A 23,617-nucleotide genomic window follows, 5' to 3' on the forward strand; every position below is an offset into this window, starting at 1 on the left:
TCCTCTTAAATTAAGAACACAAAATTGCTTTAAACAAAGCATAAGTTTACTTTTGCCAAATGCAATTAACCGACTACACCAAAGAATTTAAATATAACTGGCAGCTTGCAGCTCCCGTTATGTTAGGCATGTTAGGCCATACTTTTGTAAGTTTTATAGATAATATTATGGTTGGCCAATTAGGTACAGCCGAACTTGCAGCTGTTTCATTGGGGAATAGTTTTATGTTTATTGCCATGTCTTTAGGTATTGGTTTTTCTACGGCCATTACGCCATTGGTAGCAGAGGCCGATGCTGAAGGAAATTTTGGTAAAGGAAAATCATCTTTTAAACACGGCTTATTTTTATGTACCGTTTTAGGAATATTGTTGTTTTTGGCGGTGGTTTTTGCAAAGCCGTTAATGTATTTAATGAAACAACCTATAGAGGTTGTGGAATTAGCAATTCCTTATTTAGATTTAGTGGCATTTTCACTTATTCCGTTAATTATATTTCAAGCTTTTAAACAATTTAGCGATGGATTATCATTAACTAAATTCCCTATGTACGCTACTATTTTAAGTAATGTTATAAATGTAGTTTTAAACTATTTATTAATTTTCGGAAAGTTTGGTTTCCCAGAAATGGGTATTGTTGGTGCGGCTTATGGAACTTTAGTATCTCGTTTTGTAATGGTTTGGTACTTGTGGTATTTATTAAAAGGACGAAAAAAATCTAAAGAATACGTTACAAATATCAAGTTGTTTGTACTTGATAAATTAATGCTGAAAAAAATTATAAATTTAGGCACTCCAAGCGCCATGCAAATGTTTTTTGAAGTGGCTATTTTTACTTCAGCGATATGGTTAAGTGGTTTGTTAGGTAAAAATCCACAAGCAGCTAATCAAATAGCATTAAACTTATCGTCCATGACCTTTATGGTAGCCATGGGATTAAGTGTGGCTTGTATGGTTCGTGTTGGAAATCAAAAAGGTTTAAAAAAATATATAGATTTACGTCGTATTGCCTATTCTATATTTTTGTTAGGCGTTATAATTGCCTTTGGTTTTGCGGTTATGTTTTTCTTGTTGCACGACTATTTACCAAGACTGTACGTAGATTTAGGAGACCTTAAAAACTTAGCCGATAATACAGAGGTGGTTAGCATAGCATCCAAATTAATGGTTGCGGCAGCTATTTTCCAAATAAGTGATAGTATACAAGTGGTTTTTCTTGGGGCATTGAGAGGTTTACAAGATGTAAAAATCCCGATGGTTTTAGTATTCATTTCGTATTGGATTATTGGCTTTCCTATAAGTTGGTTTTTTGGATCGGAAGATGCTTATGGAAGTTTCGGGATTTGGCTGGGCTTATTAGCTGGTTTAACATCGGCTTCTATTTTGTTGTATATAAGGTTCAATTATTTAACAAAAAGATTAATTTTGTCGAACGTCGAGTAGTAAGGAAGTAAGCAATTTATAATATTTAGTCTGTTACTAAAAACTAGTAATTAACAAAAAAAGAAAACATGACATTACCAAAATTTATATTAGGGGATAACACAGAGTTTCCAAACGCTATTTTTGTTATTCATACTGAATTTCCAAGATTTATAATTAACCTTGAAGATGATGAAGTTGAATGGTTTGAAGATTTCGATGCTGATGATCAAGAAGAATTAGAAACAGAAACAGAAAATGCAATTAAGGAAGCTACTGCTTTTTATGATGCAGAGGTTGCTAAATACGACGAGTAATTTGTTTTTATAATGCCTTACAGGAAATAATAATTAACGAGTAAAACAGAGGCCTTGGGCTAATGCTAAAATAAAACAGTAATGATAGATCAGCTTTTAAAAAACGACACCGAGTTATTTGTATTTTTAAATAATTTGGGTTCCGAACCTTGGGACGGCTTGTGGTTGGCTATTACAGATAAGCTTACTTTTATACCATTGTACGCTGTTTTGTTGTATTTACTTTATAAAAAGTTTGGTTTAAAATCGCTATTAATTTTCGTGGTGGTTATTGCTTTAATGGTAACCTTTACCGATCAAATTACTAATGTATTCAAACGTGGTTTTCAAAGACCAAGACCTTGTGGTGCGGCAGATTTGGTAGATAGAGTTCGTTTTATTGCAGTGCGCTGTGGTAAATATGGGTTTTTCTCTGGGCACGCATCTAACACTATGGCTGCAGCTGTTTTTGCAGGTTTAACATTAAGACCATTTTATAAAAATTTAATTTATATAATGGTGTCTTGGAGTCTTATTGTTGCATTTAGCAGAATATATGTGGGCGTACATTATCCGTTGGATATCTTATGCGGATTAACTTTTGGAGCAATCTCTGGAGTGTTATTTTATAATATAGCTAAGTATTTATTGAAGCGATTTGTTAAGACTGAGTAGATAGTCTGCTGCAGCAAAAGGCGTTGTTTTGTTGGTTTCAATTAATTTTAATTGTGCTTCGAGTGCTTCTTTTATTTCTTTTTTATTGAAGAAGGACCGTTTCAATTCATTTTCTATCGTTTGAATAAGCCAGAATTTATTTTGCTTCGTTCTATTGGTTTCAAAATAATTATTCTCGGTAGTTTTAGTTTTATATTCTAAAATTAATTTCCAAATATCCTTAATGCCTTCATTTTGTAATGCACTGCAAAGCATCACTTTTGGAGACCATTGCGATGGTTTAGGCGGATAGAGGTGAAGTGCTCTATTAAATTCAACCTTGGCTAGTTTAGCTTGTTTCAGGTTCTCTCCATCGGCTTTATTAATGGCAATAGCATCTGCCATTTCAATAATACCGCGTTTTATTCCTTGAAGTTCATCGCCAGCACCAGCCAATTTCAGTAGTAAGAAAAAATCAATCATGCTATGTACAGTGGTTTCACTTTGTCCCACGCCAAGAGTTTCAATTAAAATCACATCAAATCCTGCGGCTTCGCATAAAATAATACTTTCTCTAGTTTTTCTGGCAACACCACCTAAAGAGGTTCCGGAAGCCGATGGACGAATAAAGGCATTTTCATCTTTGGCCAAAGTTTCCATTCGTGTTTTATCACCTAAAATACTACCTTTTGTAATGGAACTTGTTGGGTCTATAGCAAGTATGGCAATGCGTTTACCTTGCGATGTTAAATGTTTTCCAAAGGCTTCAATAAATGTACTTTTTCCAACACCAGGAACACCTGTAATGCCTATTCTAATAGATTTGTTGGCATGTGGTAAACACGCTTTTATTATGGTGTTAGCCTGTTCTAAATGTTTATGGTTTTCACTTTCAACTAAAGTAATAGCACGACTTAAAGCCGCTATGTTTTTATTGAGAATAGAAGAAACTAAAGTGTTGGTGTCAATTCGGGCTTTGCGCTTCGCTTTGAGAGTTTCAATGGCATTAGAACTTGTAATTTCTGGAGAAGAAATCCCTGTATGTTCAGAAAGCGCCGATTTGTTTTTTTTAGTCAAAATAATCCTTTTGGAACTTCAATTTACAAATTTATTCAATAGCGTATTTTGATTTTCTTTAGAAGAATTTTTTAGTGAAATTATTTTAAAGGCACAGACACTTTTACAACATCCCAAGCCATGGTTAAAAATAAATCGTCTGTAGAGTTATCAAAAGCAATGGTAAACTGTTCTACAGGTTTCTTTAAATCTCTAACAGGAACCTCAATGCTTAAAGCATCATAATTAGGATCCCACATCGGTTTCATTTCAGAATCGACACCCCAAGAATATTGCTTAGTGTTAAAAATTACGGTCCAAACAGAATCTTTTGGTACAGTCCATAAGGTGTATTTTCCAGCAGGTAATGGCATACCCTTAACTTCTAGAGGTTTATTGGTTTCAAAAGTTGTCGCTTCGTTGGCACCCGTTCTCCATACTTTATCAAAAGGCACTAAAGCTCCAAATATTACACGGTTTTTCTTAGATGGGCGATTGTAAAACACCTTAAGCTCTAAGTCGTTTAACTCAAACTTCACGGTGTCTTTTGGACTTAATCGAGGAGCAAATATGTTTTCAACGAAAGTGGAATATAAAAATAATCCTAAAGCTATTACAGTTAAGGATATTAAAACGCGTTTTAAAAAGGTGTTCATTTACGGAGCAATTTATTAAGGCAATAAAGATACTTTAAAAAGTATTGATTACTAAAAAACCTAACGCACATTTGCACAATTTTGGTATATTTTAAGTAAAATTTAATAGTTTTTGCAACACTTTGTTTTTTTTGTCGTCTTTTAAACGAACCTAAGCCAATATAATGATAAATTGGCCTAACCAACCAAAAGCAAAATTAGTATGTTTCAAGTTGACATTATCGAAAAATGTAAACAAAACAATCGGAAAGCGCAATTGCAGTTATACAACCAGTACTGCGACGGGATGTATATTGTTGCTAAACGATTTTTAAAAGATGCTAACGATGCCGAAGATGTGGTGCAGGAAGCTTTTATAAAAGCATTTACAAAACTGGATCAGTATAAAGCAGAAGTTACTTTTGGAGCTTGGTTAAAACGTATTGTTGTTAATAAAAGTATCGATTTCTTGAAATCTAGAAAGCAAGAACTTGTGGAACTAGAAGAGGTGCACCTGAAAGTGATTGATACTACAAAAGACGACAAATGGTTAGTTGACGATGCGGTAACGTTGCATGATGTAAAAGAGGCTATTAATAAATTATCACAAAAATATCAATATGTGGTGATGTTATATTTAATTGAAGGATACGACCATCAGGAAATATCGGAAATTTTGAACATAACACAAGTAGCATCGAGAACGCAACTATCGCGGGGAAAATTAAAATTACAAGAACTGTTAATACACAAAAATAATGGCACAAGATATTAGAGACTTATTTAAGAATGAAAAGGTTGTACATGATGAAATGCCAACCAAGCATGAAGCGCGTTTTCTTGAAAAATTGGATAAGGCTTTACCTGAAGCTCCTAAAAAATCTGGTTTGGGCTGGATGCAAATTGCAGCTAGTGCTGTTGTGTTTTTAGGTTTAAGTTTTGGTGCTTATTCCTTTTTTGAAGGAGACATTGAAACCATCGAAACTATTGAGACCGTTGCAGCTACTAAGGTAACGGAAACAAAAACTTTAGGTGATGTATCTCCGGGGCTTAAAAAAGTGGAAGACTATTATTTAGCGAGTATTAATTTAGAATTATCTAAAATGAAATACACGCCAGAAACCAAAGAATTATTCGATGGGTATTTGGCGCAGTTAGACGAATTGGATAAGGAATACAAGCGATTATCGTTGGATCTGACAGAGTCTGGGCCATCGGAATTAACAGTGAATGCATTAATAGATAATTTAAAATTCAGATTAAATTTAATGTATCGATTACGCACACAATTAAAAGAATTAAAATCATCTGATGCTTTATCAGAAAAAGAACAATCAATCTAAATCAATCAAAAAATGAATAGTACAATCATAAAAATCAAATTATTAATACTGAGTTTTGTTTTAACGGCAAGTGCTTTTGGACAACAAAAGTTAACAAAACTAGAGCAAAGTATTAAGGTAAATAAAGATGTAGTTATCGATTTAAATACAAGCCATTGTAATGTTGTTTTCGATACATGGAATAAAAACACCATTGAAATTGAAGCTTATGTTGAAGGTGAAAAAATATCGAAAGAGGCGCTTGAAAGTGTTTTAAAATCTTGGGATGTTGATGTTGATGCCACTTTTGATAAGGTTTCGATAAGTACAAATAAATCAAAGCCTAATGTGGTTTGGGTTGAAAAGAACAATGATAGCGATGGCGATTTATTAACCATAATTTTTGACGAATTAAAATACGAATTGGCCGATTTACCTCAAGCTATCATGAACGGGTTAACCGTTGACGTGCCTGAAATTCCTGCTATGCCAGAAATGCCACAGTTACCAGAACTTCCTGCAGGCGCACATGCTATGGAGTTTGATTATGAAGCCTATAAAAAGGATGGTGAAAAGTATCTAAAAAAGTATGAAGAGAAATTTGAAGCCACTTACGGAAAAGATTTTGAAGCTAAAATGGAAGCTTGGGGCGAAAAATTTGGAGAAGAATGGGGAGAGAAGTTTGGCAAGCGTATGGAAGCCTGGGGAGAAGCTTTTGAAGAACGATTTAATGAAGGTGATTTTGAAGAGAAAATGGAAGCATGGGGAGAACGTTTTGGAGCGCAAATGGAAGCACAAGCAGAGCGTATTGAGGCGCAAGCCAATCGTGTTGAAGCACAAAGTAAACGTGCAGAGGCTAATAGAGAACGCCATGAAGAACGTGCAACTTTAATGAAAAACCGCCAGAAAGAAGTTGAAAAATTAATGAAAGGGCATGGTGATTCTAATATTAAGAAAACCATTAAAATAAAAATGCCAAACCACGCCAAGTTAAAGGTTAATATTAAATATGGTGAAGTAGAATTTGCTTCTAATGTTAGCGATTTAAAAGCTAATTTATCACATTCAAAATTTACAGCATATAGTGTTAATGGGAGTTCTACTTCCATTAATGCTTCTTATTCGCCGGTTAATGTAGAATTCTGGAATTTAGGAGAACTGAATTTAAATTACGTAAACAATGCAGAAATAAAAGAGGTAAAGCAGTTAGTTTTAAATGCCACATCATCTAATATCGATATCGATAAATTAAGCGGTAGCGCTATAATTGATGGAAATATTGGTGATTTAAACATTTCTAAAATAGAAGATAGTTTTAGTAATTTAAACATTATTCTTCAAAATAGTAATGCCTTTATAAAATTACCAAGTGTAGATGCTAACGTGCAATATAAGGGAAGTTATTCTAAATTCTCGCATCCAAATCAATCGGCTAAAAATCAATCGTCGTCTTCTTTTTCTAAAAGCGGATCTAGCGGAAAAAGTATTATTATAAATGCAAAGTATAGTAATGTTGAAATGGAGTAGGTTGATATAATTAACCTTAATTTTTCAGCATAAAAAAAGCGCCTTAAAAAAGACGCTTAAATTTTATTATTGATATCTAAATGTATTAGAATTGGTATCTTAAACTTAATGCGATATCAAAAAGTGTATTGTCTGTAAAACGATTGTTCCCAATTTCTGGTCTAAAATCTAAAGAAATTAATAACGGAATATCAAAATCGTATTCAATACCAACATCTCCAGCAGCAAAAAATCCGAAATCATCATCTAAGTTATTATCATTTCTTCCAGAGTATGATGCTAAACCTGCACCAGCACCAGCATACCAGTTAAATCCTCCGTCGATATTCCATACCCATTGGTATAAACCTGCTAATTTAAAAGCGCTGTAATCGTTTCCGTTTCTCCAACCTAAATCAGCTTCAATTCTATTGTTATCACCTAGAGCACGTTGGTAAGTAATTTCAGCTCCTAAACCATCACTATCTCCAAGACGTAACCCTAAAGCGTTATCTGCAATATTTTGTGCGCTAGAGGCAAATGTAAAACCTAATAATGTAATTGATAATAAAAATAATTTTTTCATAGTTTAAATAGTATTTGTTATTGATATACGGCCTTTCATATTAAAAAGACCATGCTTTGTCTACATATTAAATGCACTGCAATAACGTGAAATTTCGAATTATATTTAAAGAAATATTGCGTAAGCGGTCTTTATTTGTTTTTTTGGGTTAAAAATGAGAGTTGGGGAGAGGTTGGAGGTTGGTTTTAGTGTTTATATGTAAGAATAGTGTGTTTTTGTATGATAGGATTTTCATAAGGAATTTCAAAAGCCAATAAGTAAAGAAACTCATATTTATTAGTATAAAACTAGCTGTCTTTTATTATTACTCATATTTTTCAATTTTTGTAATAATGTTATTTTTAATTTCTATTCCTAAAGAATCAGTTTTCTTCTTATCTATTGGTTCTAATGTTAATTCAAATTCAGAGCTTTTATCATGCATTGGATAGATAGCAGATAAATAAAACTCATTTTTCCAATTAGAATATTTTGCAATATTATCAATTCCGCTAGCGTTAATTTTATTTTCAATTTTAGGTAAATACTCATTTTCCCAATTCGTCACTAATTGACTAATAAAATCTAGGTGATTAGGAAAAGGACTTGTATTATTTCCTTCTAAAATAATTATTGTTTCAAGTAGTTGGTTCTTTAAGAATATATTACCATGCCAAGTATAACTTTTAGCAGGATTAACACCTCTAATTCTTTGACTTTTCAAAACTCCAATTGTAGGATGTTTAAAAGTCTTTTTTTTTCCAAAAAGAGAATCAATTATATTCATATATTATTTTTTGGGTATGTTACTAGTATTAGCGTTTATGTATAAAATTGTGCTGTATGCGAGGATTTTCCGCAGGAAAATCAGACGTAATAAACTTGCAATTACCTTTGGTTAAGCCCAAAATCTAGTAATTATTTTTATACATTGTTGCAAATGTTTTATTTTTTAATTAGAGATTATTTCTCTCTTTACAGCAACACACAACCAAGCAGGATCGAAACTATAGAAATGAGCGCTATTACTTTTTTATAAACGAGATTTAAAACTCAATACCAATCTGCTACTTGCAAAACTTATTCAACAATTCCTGCATTGCATCATTAGGATACCCATAACCACGTTTCTTTTTACCAAGAACGCTTAAAATCTTTTCATTAATATTGGAATTCAATTCGCCCACGTCTATATCATCAATATTGTCACTATAGTCTTCGGTAATATATCTCTTCATATCAAGGGTGGCATCCTGTATAGCACCCAATACCTTTCTATTATTATTGGTAGTTAAAAAAACAGGCTGTAACTCTTTCGTAATTTTATCTGTAAATTTAGATGGAAAGCTTATCTCATCATTTTCCAATTGCTTAAAAAAGCGCTCAGCAAATACTTCATGGAAATTCAATAAATCCTTTTTTTTAAAATCAATTAAAAGTACAGAATAATAAGAAACATCATTCATTAGTATTACACAGTTTTTCCTGCTAACCGTAAACACATTAGCGTTCCAGTTACCAAGAGGAGAAGATTTATCCGATTTAACTATACGTGATTTACCAACTACAGTTTCAAATTTTTGGGTACAGTATATTATTGCCATTATTTAAATTTCAAATTATCATTTATCTCAAACTCGTACTGCACCGCTTAGAAGTAATCAAGTGCATTTCAATTCGTTTGGGTAAGCAAAGTTACAAATAATATACGTTGGGTTACTAATCAAAACACTACATGGTCCGACAAAGGTATACTAAGAGATGGTAGAAAATAACAAGCTACTTTAGGGTAAAAGTTTTAAGTAAAATATTTATCAGTACTTAATGTATGATAAGGGACATCCTTTACACTAAGTCTTATTTATATTTGGCAACGTTTATGTATGACAAAAATGCAATGACCTTTAGTTAAGCCTAAAACAGCAATTATTTTTATACTGTGTTGACAATAGTATTTTATTCCACAATATTTATTTTTCCGGAGTTCAAATACTTTTTTCCAAAAATACCTTTCTGAAAACCTATCTTTATTGTGTCTCCTTCTTTTATTTTATTCAGGTCAGATTCTGCAAACTTTTTTTCAGTTCTTTCAAAATATTGGTCTTCTAATGACCTAATTCCGACTTCTCCATTTTTCATAACGTAAGTGATTTCAAAACGTTCCGTCACGGTATCAGTATTGGTCATTCGGTTTATAAATAATCCAGAAGTAATTATGATGCTTTGAATCCAAATAAAATATACAAATCCCATAAATACAGAAAAAGCGAAAGTCTTCATTATTCTAAGCGTTATTTCATTTTCGATTGATAAAAACCTGTAAAAAACGAAAACAGAAATCAAAAATACAATTCCGATAACGATTAGCGTATCAGTCAGCTCAAAGTCAATCAAATCTCTTTCTAAATAGAAATTATATTGGTAAGGAACAAGAATTTTATAGATGAGAAGGAAAATTCCAATCCCAACTAACCATTTCCAATTTCGTTTGAGTCTTTCCATATTGTTGCCAACTTAGGGATAAGCTTATATCTCAATAAATTTTCCTAGTATTATTTAATCCTTCTTGCTTGCGTTGCAAATGATAAGCCTTGTTGGCCTACAGTAGAATTCATAATTGCTTCAAATAAAGGTTCTGGGCAGTCTTTAGGTGTTTTCCATTCAAATACAAAATTAGAACCGGTACCTCCAGAGTTATCAATTTCATCAATAATAATTTCACAGGTTTCCATAGGCGCTAAAAAGATGGCATGGCCAATGTAAGGGCGCACATGTTTACCGTGTGTATCAAAATACTTAGCACTTAGCACATAAATGGTATCTACATCGCTTGTGTTTCTTAAACTAACCATAGTGGTTAAATTGTGTGTTTTATGCTCAGACATACTAAAAATTTGAGAATAGGTAGACAAGTAAGACTTTCCGTATTCTAAGGAATCTGAAAGCGTTTTAGAGACTTTACGTTTCGACCAATTTTCGGTGCTTACCGAACTCATTTTAGTTTCGTTGTTACAACTTGTAAAGAGTAAAGCTGTAAAAATAATAAGAAGGTATTTAGATGTATGCATAGAAGACTTTATTAACATGAATTTATACTTTTAAAATAAGACTTTAAAATAAACTTTTTTTACTGTTAAAGAAATTTTAAACCTATTATTTAAGCTGTGATATATACAAAGATAATGAAGTAAAGGCTTTAATAATTGTATCTATTGATATTTTAGAATGTAAAATTTTATTTACAGAAATAAAGAAAAGCACCAAAATGAATAACATATTGGTGCTTTTTTAAAAGAGCATTTAAAATGCCAAATTATTTTATTTTAGAAACAATAAACTGTGTACGTCTGTTTAGTTCGTGTTGAGCTTTAGAGCATTTAATGCTACCATCACATTGGTTTACAAGTTGTTCTTCTCCCAAACCTTTAAAGGACACAATTCTATCTTTATTCACCCCATGTTCTATGAGGTAATTGTAAGTAGATTTTGCACGTTTAACAGAGAGCCTTTTGTTGTATTCCGCAGGTCCTCTAGAGTCTGTATGCGATTCAATTTCGATTGCCATTTCTGGATACGTGTTAAGCATTAAATCTACAATTCTATTTAGCCCATCAGTATCTTGATCTCTAATAGTAGATTTATCGAAATCGAAGTAAATAGGAGCTAACTCCACAATTGGATAAGGCTCCACAGTTGGTGTTGGTTCCTGTATTTTATTAAGAACAAAATCTTCGGTAATAGTTGATACATTCTTATCTACATTTTTAGAAGTTATATCGCGAGAGTCTTCAATATATCCGTCTTTAGTAACTTGTAGTTTGTAATCGGTATCTCTATCAATATTAATATCGTAGTTACCATCGCTATCGGTTTCAACAAAAGCAATAGGTTTTCCATCGGTATCCAATAGAGTAATGGTTGCATTTTCTATAGGAAGATTGGTTTGGGCATCGGTTAATTTACCGGCTATTTTTAATTGAGGTGTTTTATCGAATGCATAAATATCATCGCTACCTACACCGCCTTCACGGTTTGATGCGAAGTAACCAGAAAGTCCATCTTCATTTAAAAAGAATGAAAAATCGTCTTTACTAGAATTTACAGGAACGCCTAAGTTAGCAACGTTTGTAATGGTTTTGTCTTTACTGTAAACGGTTGCAAAAATATCCATTAAGCCTAAACCTTGATGTCCATCGGAAGAAAAGAATAATACATCTTCACTATTTACAAAAGGGAATTTTTCGTTTTTATTGGTGTTTACAATTTCACCTGCGTTTGTAGGTTCTCCTATGCTGCCATCGGCATTAATATTTACGTAATAAATATCCGATCCACCAAATCCGCCAGGTCTATCTGATGCGAAATATAATTTTGTTCCGTCGCTATTTAACGCTGGATGACCAGTAGAGTAGGAACTGTCGTTAAAAGATAATTCTTCTAAGTTTTTCCATTTTCCATCTGTAAGCGTGGCACGGTATATTTTTAAATTGGTAATGCCTTCTGTATTTTTACCTAAGACATTTTTATTGAAATCATTTCTAGAAAAATAAATGGTTTTTCCGTCTTTGGTAATTGTAATAGGTCCATCGTGAAAAACAGAATTTATATCACCTTTTAGTTTTGATTTATGATTTATTAAAGAATCGTTAGTCCCTTTTTCGGTAACATAAATATCTAAAAATGGTTCTTTATTCCAACCGTAAACATGTTTTGTTAATGCACCTTTATCTCTAGCAGATGTGAAATAAATATTGCCATTATGTTCAACGGCTCCAAAATCGCTAAATTCTGAATTAAACTTTACATCGGTTAAAAAATAACTTTGCTTTGCATTTACTACAGATTTTAAAAAGTCTTTATCGCTTGCTAATTGGGCTTCATTAATAATACCACCTTTATCTTTATACTCACGCATCCATTGGCGATACCCTTTATAATCTTTTACACCTCTTAAAGCTTGTGCATAATTATAATAGTATTCTATAGGCACATTTGCTTGTTCTACAGCTTTTTGATAATATACCACAGCACTGTCTGGGTTTCTCATAAAAGCATAAGTATCGGCCAATTGCCTAGTGGCATAATCGGTATTAAAATCTTTATCAATTAACCTAGTATATACCTCTGTTGCATCAGCAAAAGCAAATGTATTGAATAGTTTATCCGCTTTTTTTTGCATGCCATATTGTGCGAACACCGTTATGGAAACAAGCAAGAACATACTTGTTAAGCAGTAATTTTTTAATTTCATGGGTCTATATTTAATTAAAAAAATATAAGTAGGTTTTAGGTAGAGTAAAACACATGCGATTAGCTGTATTTACTATTCCATTTTTATCACTATAAACTGTGTACGTCTGTTTAACTGGTGGTCTTTTTCTTCACAATTTTGCCCATCTTCACAACCATTTGTTAATCTACGCTCACCAAATCCTTGATGCTCTGTAATTCTTTCTGGTTTTACACCTTTAGAAATTAGATACTCGTAAGTAGAGTTTGCTCTATCTATGGATAGTTTATCATTGTAAGATAGTAGCCCTCTAGAATCGGTATGCGATTCAATTCTAATTACCATTTCTGGATAAACATTCAACATTAAATCTACAATTTTATCTAATTCTAAAGCCGCATCCGGACGAATGTTATGCTTGTTGAAATCGAAATAAATGGTGTTTAATTCCGCTAGCTTTATAACATCTGGTACAGGGTTTAAAAGTAAATTGGCTGTAATTGAGGTTAACTCGGTTTGCAGGTGTTTAGATGTAAATGTTCTGTAATCGTCGATGTATTTTTTCTGACTTGCAATAATTTTATAATCTTGATTTCTGTCTATATTGATTTGATAGAAACCATTTTTATCCGTAGTCATGTAAGCTACTTTTTCTCCTTTTGAGTTTATAAGTTGAATAACTGAATTTGGAATTGGTTTAGAGTTAATAGCATCGCTAACTACACCTTCTACATGTAGAACAGGTTTTCTGTGGTAGGCATAAATATCATCGTCACCACGACCACCAACACGATTAGAGGCAAAATAACCCGTAATACCGTTAGGATTCATACTAAAAGAAAAATCATCTTTATTCGAATTAATCGGAACACCTAAATTGATAACATCTACAACTTCGTCTGCTTGATCATCTTCACCTTTAATAGTTGCAAAAATATCTAACAAACCTAACCCTACATGACCTCCAGAAGAGAAGAATAAGGTTCCTTCATTATTAATGAATGGAAAACCATCGGCCTGATCTGTATTAATTACCGGCCCAACATTTTCAGGTTCACCTAATGTACCGTCAGCATTAATATCTACAACGTAAATATCTGAGCCACCATAGCCACCGGGTCTATCTGATGCAAAATATAACTTGGTATCATCATTATTTAAAGCAGGATGTTGTGTTGAAAAATCGGCGCTATTAATAGATAAATCTTCAACATCTGTCCAAAGACTATCACGTAGTTTAGCTCTATAAATTTTCATATTGGTTAAACCTTTAGAGTCTTTTTCTTCAACTTGATCTTTGTAGTTGTTTCTAGAGAAGTACATGGTTTGTCCATCTTTGGTAATCACCACAGGCCCATCATGATAAATAGAATTTACATCACCTTTAAGTTTTGCTGTATGGTTTACGTTACGTCTAGTGCCCGCTTGAGCCACATAGATATCTAAAAACGGCTGCTCATTCCATCCGTAAACTCTTTTTACGGCTACACCTTCATCTCTTGCTGAAGCGAAATAAACTTGTCCGTCTTTTTCAAAAGCACCAAAATCACTATACTTAGAATTGAATCTAACTTTATCTAAAAAGTATTGTTGTTTTGAATTGAAAACGCTTGTTATAAAGTTTAAGTCTTTAGAAAAATCGTTAGAATTTATAACGCCACCAGAATCTTTAAAGGTTTGTAACCATTGGCGAGAATCGTCGTATTTTTTCATACCACGTAAAGACTGTGCGTATTTATAATAATATTCTACAGGAACATTATCTTGCTTTACAACACTTTTGTAATATCTAGAAGCATTTCTAGGATCACGAAGTAGGGCATAGCAATCTGCTAATTGCCTAGTAGCGTAATCTCTATTATAATTATTTTGAATAAGTTCTCTGTATACTTTAGCAGCCTTAACGAACGAAAATTTATTAAAAAGGGTATCTGCTCTTTTTTGTTTTCCTTGTTGAGCAAAACCATTAATACTTAATATTAAGGCTATACAAACTAATATGTAATTTTTTAGTTTCATATATAGGGTTTTATTTCTTTTTAGTTTGTTAGTTAAGCCGATTGCGTTGAAAATTTTTATTATGCCATTTGGTAGACATAGTAAAGTTTTTTTAGAAATAACGAGGAGATTTTAATTTAGAGCTCAAGAATTTGAATTCATAAATTAAAAGAACCTCATGTGTTCCTGTTGTATAATCGGCAATTTCTGAAATTGGTTTTTCGTAAGCATAACCTAAACGTAATTGTCTAGATACTTGAAAGTCTACAATACCACCAATAGCAGCTGTTTGTTCGTTTATTCTATAAGATCCGCCTAACCATATTTTTTCTTTGTAAAGGAAATTAGCAGTTAAATCGTATGACACAGGTGCGCCATTGGTAGCTTTAATTAACGCTGCTGGTTTGAACTTAAAATCTTGACTAATATCTAAAACACCACCAACAGTAAAGTAATAACTAACACGCTCTAAGGCTTCGAAGTCATTTTTATTGTTAATGTCATTATTTAGGATTCTCGGTGCAGATAAACCTGCGTAAATACGATCTGTACTCCAGTAAACACCAGCACCAATATTTGGTGTCCATCGATCTTCAGCTCCAAAAATTAATGGATCGGATAGGTTAGAGGTTTCTAATCTAAAATCGGTATCGAAACTAAACTGTGTAAAACCACCCTTTAATCCGAATGCCAATTTACCGTTTTTCCCTGTGGGGATTGAGTATGAGAAATCGGCATATAAATATGAAAAGTTCTGGGGTCCTAAATCGTCTTCAATAAAAGATAAACCTAAACCAATACGATCGTTTCTTAACGGTGTATGTATCGATAAAGTTTGTGTAATTGGTCCGCCTTTAAAACCAACCCATTGGCTTCTGTGCAATCCAACAATGCTTAATGCTTCTCTACTACCTGCATAAGCCGGGTTTATAGAGATTGTATTGTACATGTACTGGGTAAATTGCGGTAGTTGTTGCGCAATTCCAACTGTACAGCTAAACAATGCAATAGCTATTATGTTTTGTTTTAAAAATTTCATAGGTTAATATTTTATTTGGTTCCTAAATATATTGGGCCAGTTAAAGGAGCTAATCCACTATCCTGTAAATGAATAATATAATAATATGTTCCGTTAGGTAATTTTCCATTGTTTCCTATTGCCGATGTAGGAGAGTAACCATCCCAATCGCCTTCACTACCAGAAGTAGACATGCTACCTAAAGTGTAGTTAGAAGATTCGTAAACAATAGCGCCCCAACGGTTGAATATTTTTACGCTAGCAACAAAGCCACATAAATCTATTCCAGAGATATCGAACGTATCATTTATACCATCACCGTTTGGTGTAATAGCCGTAGAGATTTCAATATCGTTTTCACCACAAGGTAATACATCACAATCCGCATGGATATTCATGGTAATTTCTGTAATGCTAATACAGCCATTGTTTGTTGTAGAGTATCTGAATAGATAATCAATACCACCATCATTAGGTAAGAAATCTGCGCTAAGCTCTAGAGTAGAAGGATCGAATAAGTTATTTGTTAAAGTAGCTCTTAAATCACCTTCTAATAACTCCCAAGTACCATCGGTATCTAAGGCGGGATCAATAAATTCATTTAAATCTAAAACACCTTCTTTGTAACACCAGTCTGGAGCAACGATATCGCTATAAATTTCGTCTAAAGCAACGTTTAATGTTTGTGTATAAGTTTCACTGTTATCACAAGCATCGGTAACTTTCCAAGATCTAACAATTTGGTAATCTACTAAAACTGTTTTATCAAATGAATTTGTTTCGCTGTATTCTATAGTAACATCATCTGAACAATTATCTGTAAACTCAATTGTTGGCACTTCTGGAATATCTGTACAACTTACATCTAGTACTGCATCGAAAGTAGTAGTAGGTGTTGGTGCTGTAGTATCTGTAACAGTAATTATTTGTGTATGTTCTGCTACAAGACCACAATCGTCTGTTGCTGTCCAAGTACGTGTTATGGTGTAGTTAGAAGGACAATCGCCATCTGTTCTTACATCATTCACTTCTACACTAGCATTGCCACAGTTATCAGTTGCTGTTAAAGTTTCAGCATCAGGAATGGCATCACATTCTACTTCTAATGTTTCAGCAGGTAAAGGTGCATCGAACACAGGAAGCGTGGTATCACGAACTGAAATTATTTGCGTGTAAGATGTTTTGTTTTCACATTCATCTTCCGCAGTCCAAACTCTTGCAATAGTATAATTAGATGCACAATCACCATTTGTAATAATATCTTGTACCGTAACTGTTGCTGTTCCACAAGAATCTTCAGCAGTTAATGTTTCTGCCGTAGGAACTTCATCACATTCAGTCACTAAATTAGCACTAGGTAAATCGCCAACAAATGTTGGAGCAGTGGTATCTTGTACTGTTATAGTTTGTACAAAGCTAGTTGTTAAATTAGCTGCATCTGTTACTGTCCATGTTCTAACTAAAGTATAGTTGTTTGTACAAGATCCGTCTGTGCGTTCTTCATTAAAAGTAACCGCTGGTGTCGTGCAATTATCAGCTCCTGTAAATGTTTCAGGAGTAGGAACGACGTTACATTCAATAGTGATTGTTTCTGCAGGTAATTCTTCAACAAACGTTGGAGGGATATTATCTACAACTGTTACAGTTTGTGTACAGTTACTAATATTTCCTTCAGAATCTGTTACCGTCCAAGTTACTAGCGTATCTCCAATAGGAAAAGTTTCAGGCGCATCGTTTACTACAATAACGCTTGTGCAATCTTCAATATCTAAAGTACCTAATTCTACATTTGTTGCGTTACAAGAATCTGCATCTACAAATACTGAAACATCTTCAGGGCAAACAACCTCTGGTAAATTACCATCTGTAACTGTTACTTTTTGTTCGCAAGTTGTTTCGTTTCCTGATGTATCAGTTACTGTCCAGGTTACAATTGTTTCACCTAAAACAAATGGCTCTAAAGCATTATTTGTAATAGTGGCTACTTCACAATTATCAGTTGTTGTTGTAAGGCCTAAATCTACATTAGTTGCAGTACATTGACCAGCATCAGCCGTTATTACAACATCTGAAGGACAGGTGATAGTAGGAGCAATATTATCTTCAACAGTTACTGTTGCATCGCAAGTACTTGAGTTTCCGTTTACATCGGTTGCTGTTAATGTAACAATAACATTTCCAATGTTAGAACAATCGAAATTAGTTTGAGAAGCTGTTAATGAAACTGTTCCACAAGCATCTGTAGATCCACCATCGATATCTGATGCCACTATAGTCGCTAAACCACTGCTATCTAATTGAACCGTGATATCTTGACATAATACTGTTGGTGCAAGGTTATCTTCTACAGTTACAATGGCTGTACAAGTACTTACATTGTTATTAGCATCTGTTACTTCTAAAGTAACATTGTTATCTCCAACATCTGTACATGTAAAAATGGTTTGAGAAGCAGCAAGAGTTACAGTTCCACAATTATCGTTAGAACCATTATCTAGATCACCGGCAACAATAGTAGCGCTACCGTTAGCATCTAATTGAATAGTAATGCTTTGGCATATAGCTTCTGGTGCAATGTTATCTTCAACAGTTACAATAGCAGAACAGGTAGAAATATTATTGTTGTTATCTGTAACGGTAAGTTCTACTGTGTTGTCTCCAATATTTGAGCAATCGAAAGTTGTAATGTCTAAACTAATATCTTGAATTCCACAAGCATCATTAGAACCATTATCAATTTGGTCAGGCGTTATTATTGCATTGCCATCAACATCTAATTGCACTGTAATAGCTTGGCATATTGCTGTTGGAGGTGTAATATCTTCAACAGTAACAATAGCATCACAGAAACTATCGTTTCCATTTACATCGGTAACAGTAAGTGTTACTGTGTTTTCACCAATGTTAGAACAATCGAATGTGCTTTGAGAAACAGAAAGAGAAACTTCGCCACTACAATCTGCAGAACCATTATCAACATCTTCCGGTAAAATTGAAACTGTTCCTGTATTATCTAATTGTACTGTTATGTTTTTACATTCAACTGTTGGATCAATAGTATCTTCAACAGTTACTGTAGATGTACAAGTATCTTCGTTACCACTAGAATCTGTTACGGTAAGGGTAACGGTGTTAGCCCCAACATCTGCACAAGTAAAGTTAAGTTGAGATGCGCTTAGTGCAGGAATACCACAATTATCGGTAGAACCTCCATCTATATCACTAGCAACAATATTAGCATTTCCAGCACTATTTAATTGAATAGTAATGTCTTTACAAATGGCTTCAGGAGCAATAGTGTCTTCAACAGTTACAATAGCTGTACATGTTGATACGTTATCATTATTGTCTGTAACAGTAAGTTCTACAGTGTTATCTCCAATATTTGAACAGTCGAAAGTTGTTATATCTAAACTAAGATCTTGAATACCGCAGGCATCATTAGATCCATTATCAATTTGTTCAGGTGTTATAGTCGCATTTCCATCGGCATCTAATTGAACTGTTATGGCTTGACAAATAGCTGTTGGAGGAACAATGTCTAGTACTGTTACTAATGCATCACATGTACCTGCGTTTCCATAAGCATCTGTAACCGTCAATGTCACAGTGTTTGCGCCAATATTAGAACAATCGAATACGGTTTGAGAAGCTGCAAGTGTTACCTCACTGCTACAATCTGAAGAACCATCATCAATATCACTTGGCTCGATAGTTACAGAACCTGTTTCATCTAAACGTACTGTAATATTTTTACAAGCAATAACAGGAGCTACATTATCTTCAACAGTTACTGTAGCATCACAAGTAGCTTCATTACCATAAGCATCAACAGCTGTTAATGTTACTGTATTTGCTCCAACGTTCGAACAATCGAAACTTGTTTCAGAAACACTAAGTGTTATGTTTGTGCAGGTATCGTTAGAGCCGTTATCTACATTTTCAGCAGTAATGGTTGCAATTCCAGAACTATTTAATTGAACAACAATATCTTGACAAATAACAGTAGGAGCAATGTTATCTTCAACAGTAACTGTTGTTGTGCAAGTGGCGCTGTTTCCATTTATATCGGTTACTGTTAATTCTACTGTGTTGTCTCCAATATTTGAACAATCGAAGGTTGGAGTGTCTAAAGTTAAAGAAGCTATATCACATGAGTCGCTAGAACCATTATCTATTTGCTCTGGAGTAATTGTTACGTTACCTGTGGCATCTAACTGAACCGTAATGGCTTGGCAAAGTGCAGTAGGTGGTGTTACATCTTCTACCGTTACTGTTGTAGTACAAGTTGAAGTATTTCCGTTATTATCAGTTACTGTTAATTCTACCGTATTTGCACCAACATTATCACAATTGAATGTTGTAATATCTAATTCAGTATTTGCTACACCACATGAATCTGTAGAACCATTATCAATTTGATCTGGAGTAATCGTTGCATTACCAGTAGCATCTAATTGAATTGTTATAGCTTGACATAGAGCAGCAGGAGGAACGTTGTCTTCAATTGTTACAGTTGCAGTACAAGTTTCTGAATTTCCATTTACATCTGTAGCGGTCAATGTTACCGTATTGACACCAATATTATCACAAGTAAAATCTGTAACATCTAAAGTAAGTGTGTCTATTCCACAAGCGTCATTTGATCCATTATCGACATCGGCAGCACTTATTGATACATTTCCTGTAGCATCTAGTTGAGCTACAATGTTTTGACATATAACAGTAGGCTTAATATTATCTACAACGGTTACAACTGCAACACAACTATCTACGTTGCCCACATTGTCAGTAACAGTTAAGGTAACATTATTATCTCCTAAATTAGAACAATCGAATGTAGTTTGCGATAATGCTGTAGAACTAAGTCCGCTACAATCACTAGAACCATCATCCACATCTCCAGGAACAATAGTAGCTAAACCATTTGCGTCTAATTCAACTGTTATACTTTTACATGCTACAGCTGGTCCTTGGTTATCTACAATATTAACTGTAGTTGTACAAGTGTCGCTATTACCTGAAGCATCGGTAACTGTTAATGTTACAGTGTTTGCACCAATATTACTACAATCAAAATTTGTTTTATCTATAGTGATACTATCGATAGAACAATTATCCGTAGATCCATTATTTATATCGGCTACAGTAATTGAAGCATTACCAGCACTATCAATAGCAACATCTATTTCATTAAAGCATATTGCTTCTGGAGCAATACTATCAACAACAGTAACTTCTGCAGTGCATGTAGTTTCTAAATTATTACCATCCGTAACCGTTAGTGTTACTATATTTACGCCTAAATCATCACAATTAAATGTTGTTTTAGAAGCAGAAAACGTAATTGTTGAACAATTATCACTAGAACCGCCATCAATATCTTCAGGATTAATACTAGCGTTACCACTAGCATCTAATTGAACTGTGATATTAGCACAAATAGCTGTTGGAGGTATATTATCTACAACAGTAACTTCTGCGGTACAAGTAGAAACATTATCACTATTATCCGTTACGGTAAGGGTTACGGTGTTTGTTCCTAAGTCTGTACAAGAAAAAGTGTCTTTATCAACTTCTAAAGATTTGATGCCGCAAATATCGTTAGAGCCATTGTCTATGTCGCTTGGAGCTAATGTTGCTACGCCGGCCGCGTCTAAATAAATTGTAACAGGTTGGCAAAGCGCTTCGGGATCGATGTAATCAATAACAGTTACCGTTGCATCACAGGTTGCTGTTTGTCCACTGACATCTGTTACGGTTAGTGTAATGGTGTTTACACCAACATTACTACAGGTGAATTCAGTTTGTGAAGCAGATAATGTAACAGCACCACTACAAGCAGAAGACCCATTATCTATTTGATCTGCAGTTATAGTTGCATTTCCGGTAGCATCTAATATTACATCAATATCTTGGCACATTGCTGTTGGAGGAGGCGATGGCATTCTGGTAATTTGTTGTGTTACGTTAGTAACATTACCACAATCATCGGTAATACTATATGTTCTTGTAATAACCTCTGGTGTTGCGTTGTTTGATACATCTTCAACAAAAGCAACTATAGGTGTTTCACCTGAATTATCTTGTAAGTTAGTAACTAAGGCGGTATCTGCAACAGGAATAACTTCACCACAATTAATCATTATATCCGCAGGAGCATCTCCGGTAGGAGGAGAGTTGACATAATTTTCATAATTAATAGGGATAATTATTGGAGCAGCAATACTAGAGCCTATACAATTTCCAGACATTTCGTAACCCTGAATAAGAGTAAGATCGAATGGTGCACCAGAGATAGCTCCAACACCACTAATTTTTCCATTTACAGAAACAACTTTATCAGCACGATCTTCGTAAAAATCGCAATCTGTTGTTACCGTTAAAGAGAAACTTATACTTGCTAAAACAGTATCTGAATCTGGTGCTACAGGTAGCGTTCCAATATTCCATACAATAGCTCCATTTGTTCCAATACTCTCATCGTATACATACGGCGTATTTACAAGCACATAAGGAGGAGTTACTTTCGTGTTTACATTTAAGTTATCCGGATCTACAGAATCAGGTAGAGGAATTGTTAATGTTGTATTATTGGTAGGTTCAGAACCTCTGTTTGTTATTTCTATAACATATTCGGCACTTTCCGTTGGTTTTAAACTACTTGGGGAAGCCCCATTAACAGTTGTCGCGGTTAAAACACCTTCTGGTTCCGGTATATAAGCATCTACAGCAAAAGTAGCATTAAAAATTATGTAGGTATCTTGTGTAGAATTATACTTAAACCGAGTGTAATCTTGTCCGTTATCAATTAAAGATTTATCTGAGTTTTCAATATTGAATATTGCAATATCTACACCTGTATTATTTTTTAAATCTGGAGTTCGTTTTCCCGGAACTCCATTATGTGTATAAATTGATGAGTTAAAAAAGTTATCAACTGTATTTCCAGGATGTACTAAATCGCGATAAGAATTGTTTAGAAAAGTAGTAGGTATACCTTCAACATCATCTGCATCAGGAATAATCATGGAAAGTCTATCTCCACCAACACCAACATCACCTTCACCAGCCATAACACCTAGCTTGATATTAACATCACCTGTTTGTACAGCTTTAAACCCGCTTACGTCAATAAATTCGTCACCACCACCAGAACTCACATAGGCAAAACCATCAAAAATGGTAATATCACGCCATTTCATTTTGTAGTTGTCATAAACCACAACTAAACCCCAACCACCAGAATAGCCAGTAGGGTAACCATTACCTTCTATAGTTGCAATATCTCCAACGGTATAAACACCTGCACCAGCATTATCAATTACTAATTGAGTAACATCAGCAAAAGCAGCATACATGTTGTTGGATTCATCGTCTGGAAACTCAATACCTGTTGCTGTAATTTCTTGGTAATCAAAGCCAGGACCTTTAAATAATACTTTAGTTTTATCGAAGTTTTTTGTTTCTGTACCTTTAGTTACGGTAAATGTATTAGGATTTCCATCACCATCTTCGTTTGCATCTGGTCCGTCAAGACTAGCTCTACCCGTCCAATAAAGTCCAGCATAAATAATATTAGAACATTCCGGAAGTGCTCCGTTTTCTGTTGAAAATTCTAACAGCGAAGAAGATGAGTTGAACGTTCTAGAGTCTCCATCGATATCCACATATCGCATGTCTTCACCATTACTAGAAGTTTCATCGTAATCAGTAAGCGTAAGGTTGGTATTTCCAATCATGGAAAAATCACCCTTAATATTAAACGAACTTACTCTAGGAGTAAATTCAACTGCTTGACTATAACCATTAAAAACTGATAATAGAAGCAATACAGTAAAACACATCAAACCAAGTGATGTGTTAAATACTGAAAATTGTTTAGTGTAGATTTTTTTCATTTCTTAATTTTTATTAAA

The 23,617-nt window shown here is 33.9% G+C and carries 17 protein-coding genes; 6 read left to right on the plus strand and 11 right to left on the minus strand.

Features of this window, described 5'->3' with window-relative positions; translation table 11 throughout:
- Positions 1 to 59 precede the first annotated feature (59 nt).
- From BM246_RS03140 to BM246_RS03150, 3 genes are all read left to right on the plus strand, one after another.
- Positions 60 to 1,439 (plus strand): MATE family efflux transporter, encoded by a 1,380-nt coding sequence (locus BM246_RS03140; protein ID WP_074935784.1) that lies wholly within the window; start codon positions 60 to 62, stop codon positions 1,437 to 1,439.
- Between the two features lie 68 nt (positions 1,440 to 1,507).
- Entirely contained in the window at positions 1,508 to 1,735 is a 228-nt protein-coding gene (locus BM246_RS03145; protein WP_042503473.1) for a hypothetical protein, read from the plus strand.
- A gap of 81 nt (positions 1,736 to 1,816) precedes the next feature.
- Complete coding sequence (locus BM246_RS03150; protein WP_042503476.1) at positions 1,817 to 2,389, plus strand: phosphatase PAP2 family protein; 573 nt, start codon at positions 1,817 to 1,819, stop codon at positions 2,387 to 2,389.
- On the opposite strand, the gene meaB is transcribed toward BM246_RS03150, so the two are convergent.
- Entirely contained in the window at positions 2,360 to 3,445 is a 1,086-nt protein-coding gene (gene meaB / locus BM246_RS03155; protein WP_042498777.1) for a methylmalonyl Co-A mutase-associated GTPase MeaB, read from the minus strand. The genes BM246_RS03150 and meaB overlap by 30 nt on opposite strands.
- 80 nt (positions 3,446 to 3,525) lie before the next feature.
- On the minus strand, positions 3,526 to 4,080 hold the full coding sequence (locus BM246_RS03160) for a DUF2911 domain-containing protein (RefSeq protein WP_042503481.1): 555 nt from the start codon (positions 4,078 to 4,080) through the stop codon (positions 3,526 to 3,528).
- Positions 4,081 to 4,282: 202 nt separating this feature from the next.
- Between BM246_RS03160 and BM246_RS03165 the strand changes: the two genes are divergently transcribed.
- From BM246_RS03165 to BM246_RS03175, 3 genes are read left to right on the plus strand one after another with little or no spacing between them, the layout of a single operon-like run.
- A complete protein-coding gene (locus BM246_RS03165) occupies positions 4,283 to 4,834 on the plus strand; it encodes an RNA polymerase sigma factor (RefSeq protein WP_042498780.1) in 552 nt (183 codons plus the stop codon).
- The gene (locus tag BM246_RS03170; protein WP_042498783.1) at positions 4,818 to 5,402 is read left to right on the plus strand and encodes a hypothetical protein; all 585 of its coding nucleotides are present in this window, start codon (positions 4,818 to 4,820) and stop codon (positions 5,400 to 5,402) included. Before BM246_RS03165 ends, BM246_RS03170 begins: the two co-directional genes overlap by 17 nt.
- A gap of 12 nt (positions 5,403 to 5,414) precedes the next feature.
- Entirely contained in the window at positions 5,415 to 6,908 is a 1,494-nt protein-coding gene (locus BM246_RS03175; RefSeq protein WP_074935785.1) for a YggN family protein, read from the plus strand.
- Between the two features lie 85 nt (positions 6,909 to 6,993).
- Here BM246_RS03175 and BM246_RS03180 read toward each other — a convergent pair whose 3' ends face one another.
- The 9 genes from BM246_RS03180 to BM246_RS03220 form a co-directional block, all read right to left on the minus strand.
- Entirely contained in the window at positions 6,994 to 7,473 is a 480-nt protein-coding gene (locus BM246_RS03180) for a hypothetical protein (protein WP_042503486.1), read from the minus strand.
- A 304-nt stretch (positions 7,474 to 7,777) separates the two neighbouring features.
- The gene (locus BM246_RS03185) at positions 7,778 to 8,239 is read right to left on the minus strand and encodes a hypothetical protein (protein ID WP_074935786.1); all 462 of its coding nucleotides are present in this window, start codon (positions 8,237 to 8,239) and stop codon (positions 7,778 to 7,780) included.
- Between the two features lie 280 nt (positions 8,240 to 8,519).
- Positions 8,520 to 9,056 carry a DUF6933 domain-containing protein gene (locus BM246_RS03190; protein WP_074935787.1) on the minus strand — a complete coding sequence of 179 codons (537 nt, stop codon included), beginning with the start codon at positions 9,054 to 9,056 and terminating at the stop codon, positions 8,520 to 8,522.
- Between the two features lie 352 nt (positions 9,057 to 9,408).
- Positions 9,409 to 9,954 carry a hypothetical protein gene (locus tag BM246_RS03195; RefSeq protein ID WP_074935788.1) on the minus strand — a complete coding sequence of 182 codons (546 nt, stop codon included), beginning with the start codon at positions 9,952 to 9,954 and terminating at the stop codon, positions 9,409 to 9,411.
- Positions 9,955 to 10,004: 50 nt separating this feature from the next.
- Positions 10,005 to 10,538, minus strand: coding sequence for a DUF3124 domain-containing protein (locus BM246_RS03200; RefSeq protein WP_231961814.1), 534 nt, complete (start codon positions 10,536 to 10,538; stop codon positions 10,005 to 10,007).
- A 227-nt stretch (positions 10,539 to 10,765) separates the two neighbouring features.
- Positions 10,766 to 12,703, minus strand: a complete 1,938-nt coding sequence (locus BM246_RS03205; RefSeq protein ID WP_074935789.1) for an OmpA family protein — start codon at positions 12,701 to 12,703, stop codon at positions 10,766 to 10,768.
- A 72-nt stretch (positions 12,704 to 12,775) separates the two neighbouring features.
- Positions 12,776 to 14,701, minus strand: coding sequence for an OmpA family protein (locus tag BM246_RS03210; RefSeq protein WP_042501232.1), 1,926 nt, complete (start codon positions 14,699 to 14,701; stop codon positions 12,776 to 12,778).
- 91 nt (positions 14,702 to 14,792) lie between these two features.
- Positions 14,793 to 15,719 carry a PorP/SprF family type IX secretion system membrane protein gene (locus BM246_RS03215; protein WP_042503499.1) on the minus strand — a complete coding sequence of 309 codons (927 nt, stop codon included), beginning with the start codon at positions 15,717 to 15,719 and terminating at the stop codon, positions 14,793 to 14,795.
- A gap of 11 nt (positions 15,720 to 15,730) precedes the next feature.
- Entirely contained in the window at positions 15,731 to 23,599 is a 7,869-nt protein-coding gene (locus BM246_RS03220) for a T9SS type B sorting domain-containing protein (protein WP_083415704.1), read from the minus strand.
- Between the last annotated feature and the right edge of the window lie 18 nt (positions 23,600 to 23,617).

The sequence above is a fragment of the Algibacter lectus genome, assembly GCF_900112395.1.
In the GTDB taxonomy this organism is placed as follows: Bacteria; Bacteroidota; Bacteroidia; order Flavobacteriales; family Flavobacteriaceae; genus Algibacter; species Algibacter lectus.

Coding starts and splice junctions, on each gene's coding strand:
- BM246_RS03160 (WP_042503481.1), bottom strand. CDS start 4,080: ATGAACACCTTTTTAAAACGCGTTTTAATATCCTTAACTGTAATAGCT.
- BM246_RS03210 (WP_042501232.1), bottom strand. CDS start 14,701: ATGAAACTAAAAAATTACATATTAGTTTGTATAGCCTTAATATTAAGT.
- BM246_RS03185 (WP_074935786.1), bottom strand. CDS start 8,239: ATGAATATAATTGATTCTCTTTTTGGAAAAAAAAAGACTTTTAAACAT.
- BM246_RS03200 (WP_231961814.1), bottom strand. CDS start 10,538: ATGTTAATAAAGTCTTCTATGCATACATCTAAATACCTTCTTATTATT.
- BM246_RS03215 (WP_042503499.1), bottom strand. CDS start 15,719: ATGAAATTTTTAAAACAAAACATAATAGCTATTGCATTGTTTAGCTGT.
- BM246_RS03180 (WP_042503486.1), bottom strand. CDS start 7,473: ATGAAAAAATTATTTTTATTATCAATTACATTATTAGGTTTTACATTT.
- BM246_RS03195 (WP_074935788.1), bottom strand. CDS start 9,954: ATGGAAAGACTCAAACGAAATTGGAAATGGTTAGTTGGGATTGGAATT.
- BM246_RS03145 (WP_042503473.1), top strand. CDS start 1,508: ATGACATTACCAAAATTTATATTAGGGGATAACACAGAGTTTCCAAAC.
- BM246_RS03220 (WP_083415704.1), bottom strand. CDS start 23,599: ATGAAAAAAATCTACACTAAACAATTTTCAGTATTTAACACATCACTT.
- BM246_RS03140 (WP_074935784.1), top strand. CDS start 60: ATGCAATTAACCGACTACACCAAAGAATTTAAATATAACTGGCAGCTT.
- BM246_RS03190 (WP_074935787.1), bottom strand. CDS start 9,056: ATGGCAATAATATACTGTACCCAAAAATTTGAAACTGTAGTTGGTAAA.
- BM246_RS03205 (WP_074935789.1), bottom strand. CDS start 12,703: ATGAAATTAAAAAATTACTGCTTAACAAGTATGTTCTTGCTTGTTTCC.
- BM246_RS03165 (WP_042498780.1), top strand. CDS start 4,283: ATGTTTCAAGTTGACATTATCGAAAAATGTAAACAAAACAATCGGAAA.
- BM246_RS03170 (WP_042498783.1), top strand. CDS start 4,818: ATGGCACAAGATATTAGAGACTTATTTAAGAATGAAAAGGTTGTACAT.
- BM246_RS03150 (WP_042503476.1), top strand. CDS start 1,817: ATGATAGATCAGCTTTTAAAAAACGACACCGAGTTATTTGTATTTTTA.
- BM246_RS03175 (WP_074935785.1), top strand. CDS start 5,415: ATGAATAGTACAATCATAAAAATCAAATTATTAATACTGAGTTTTGTT.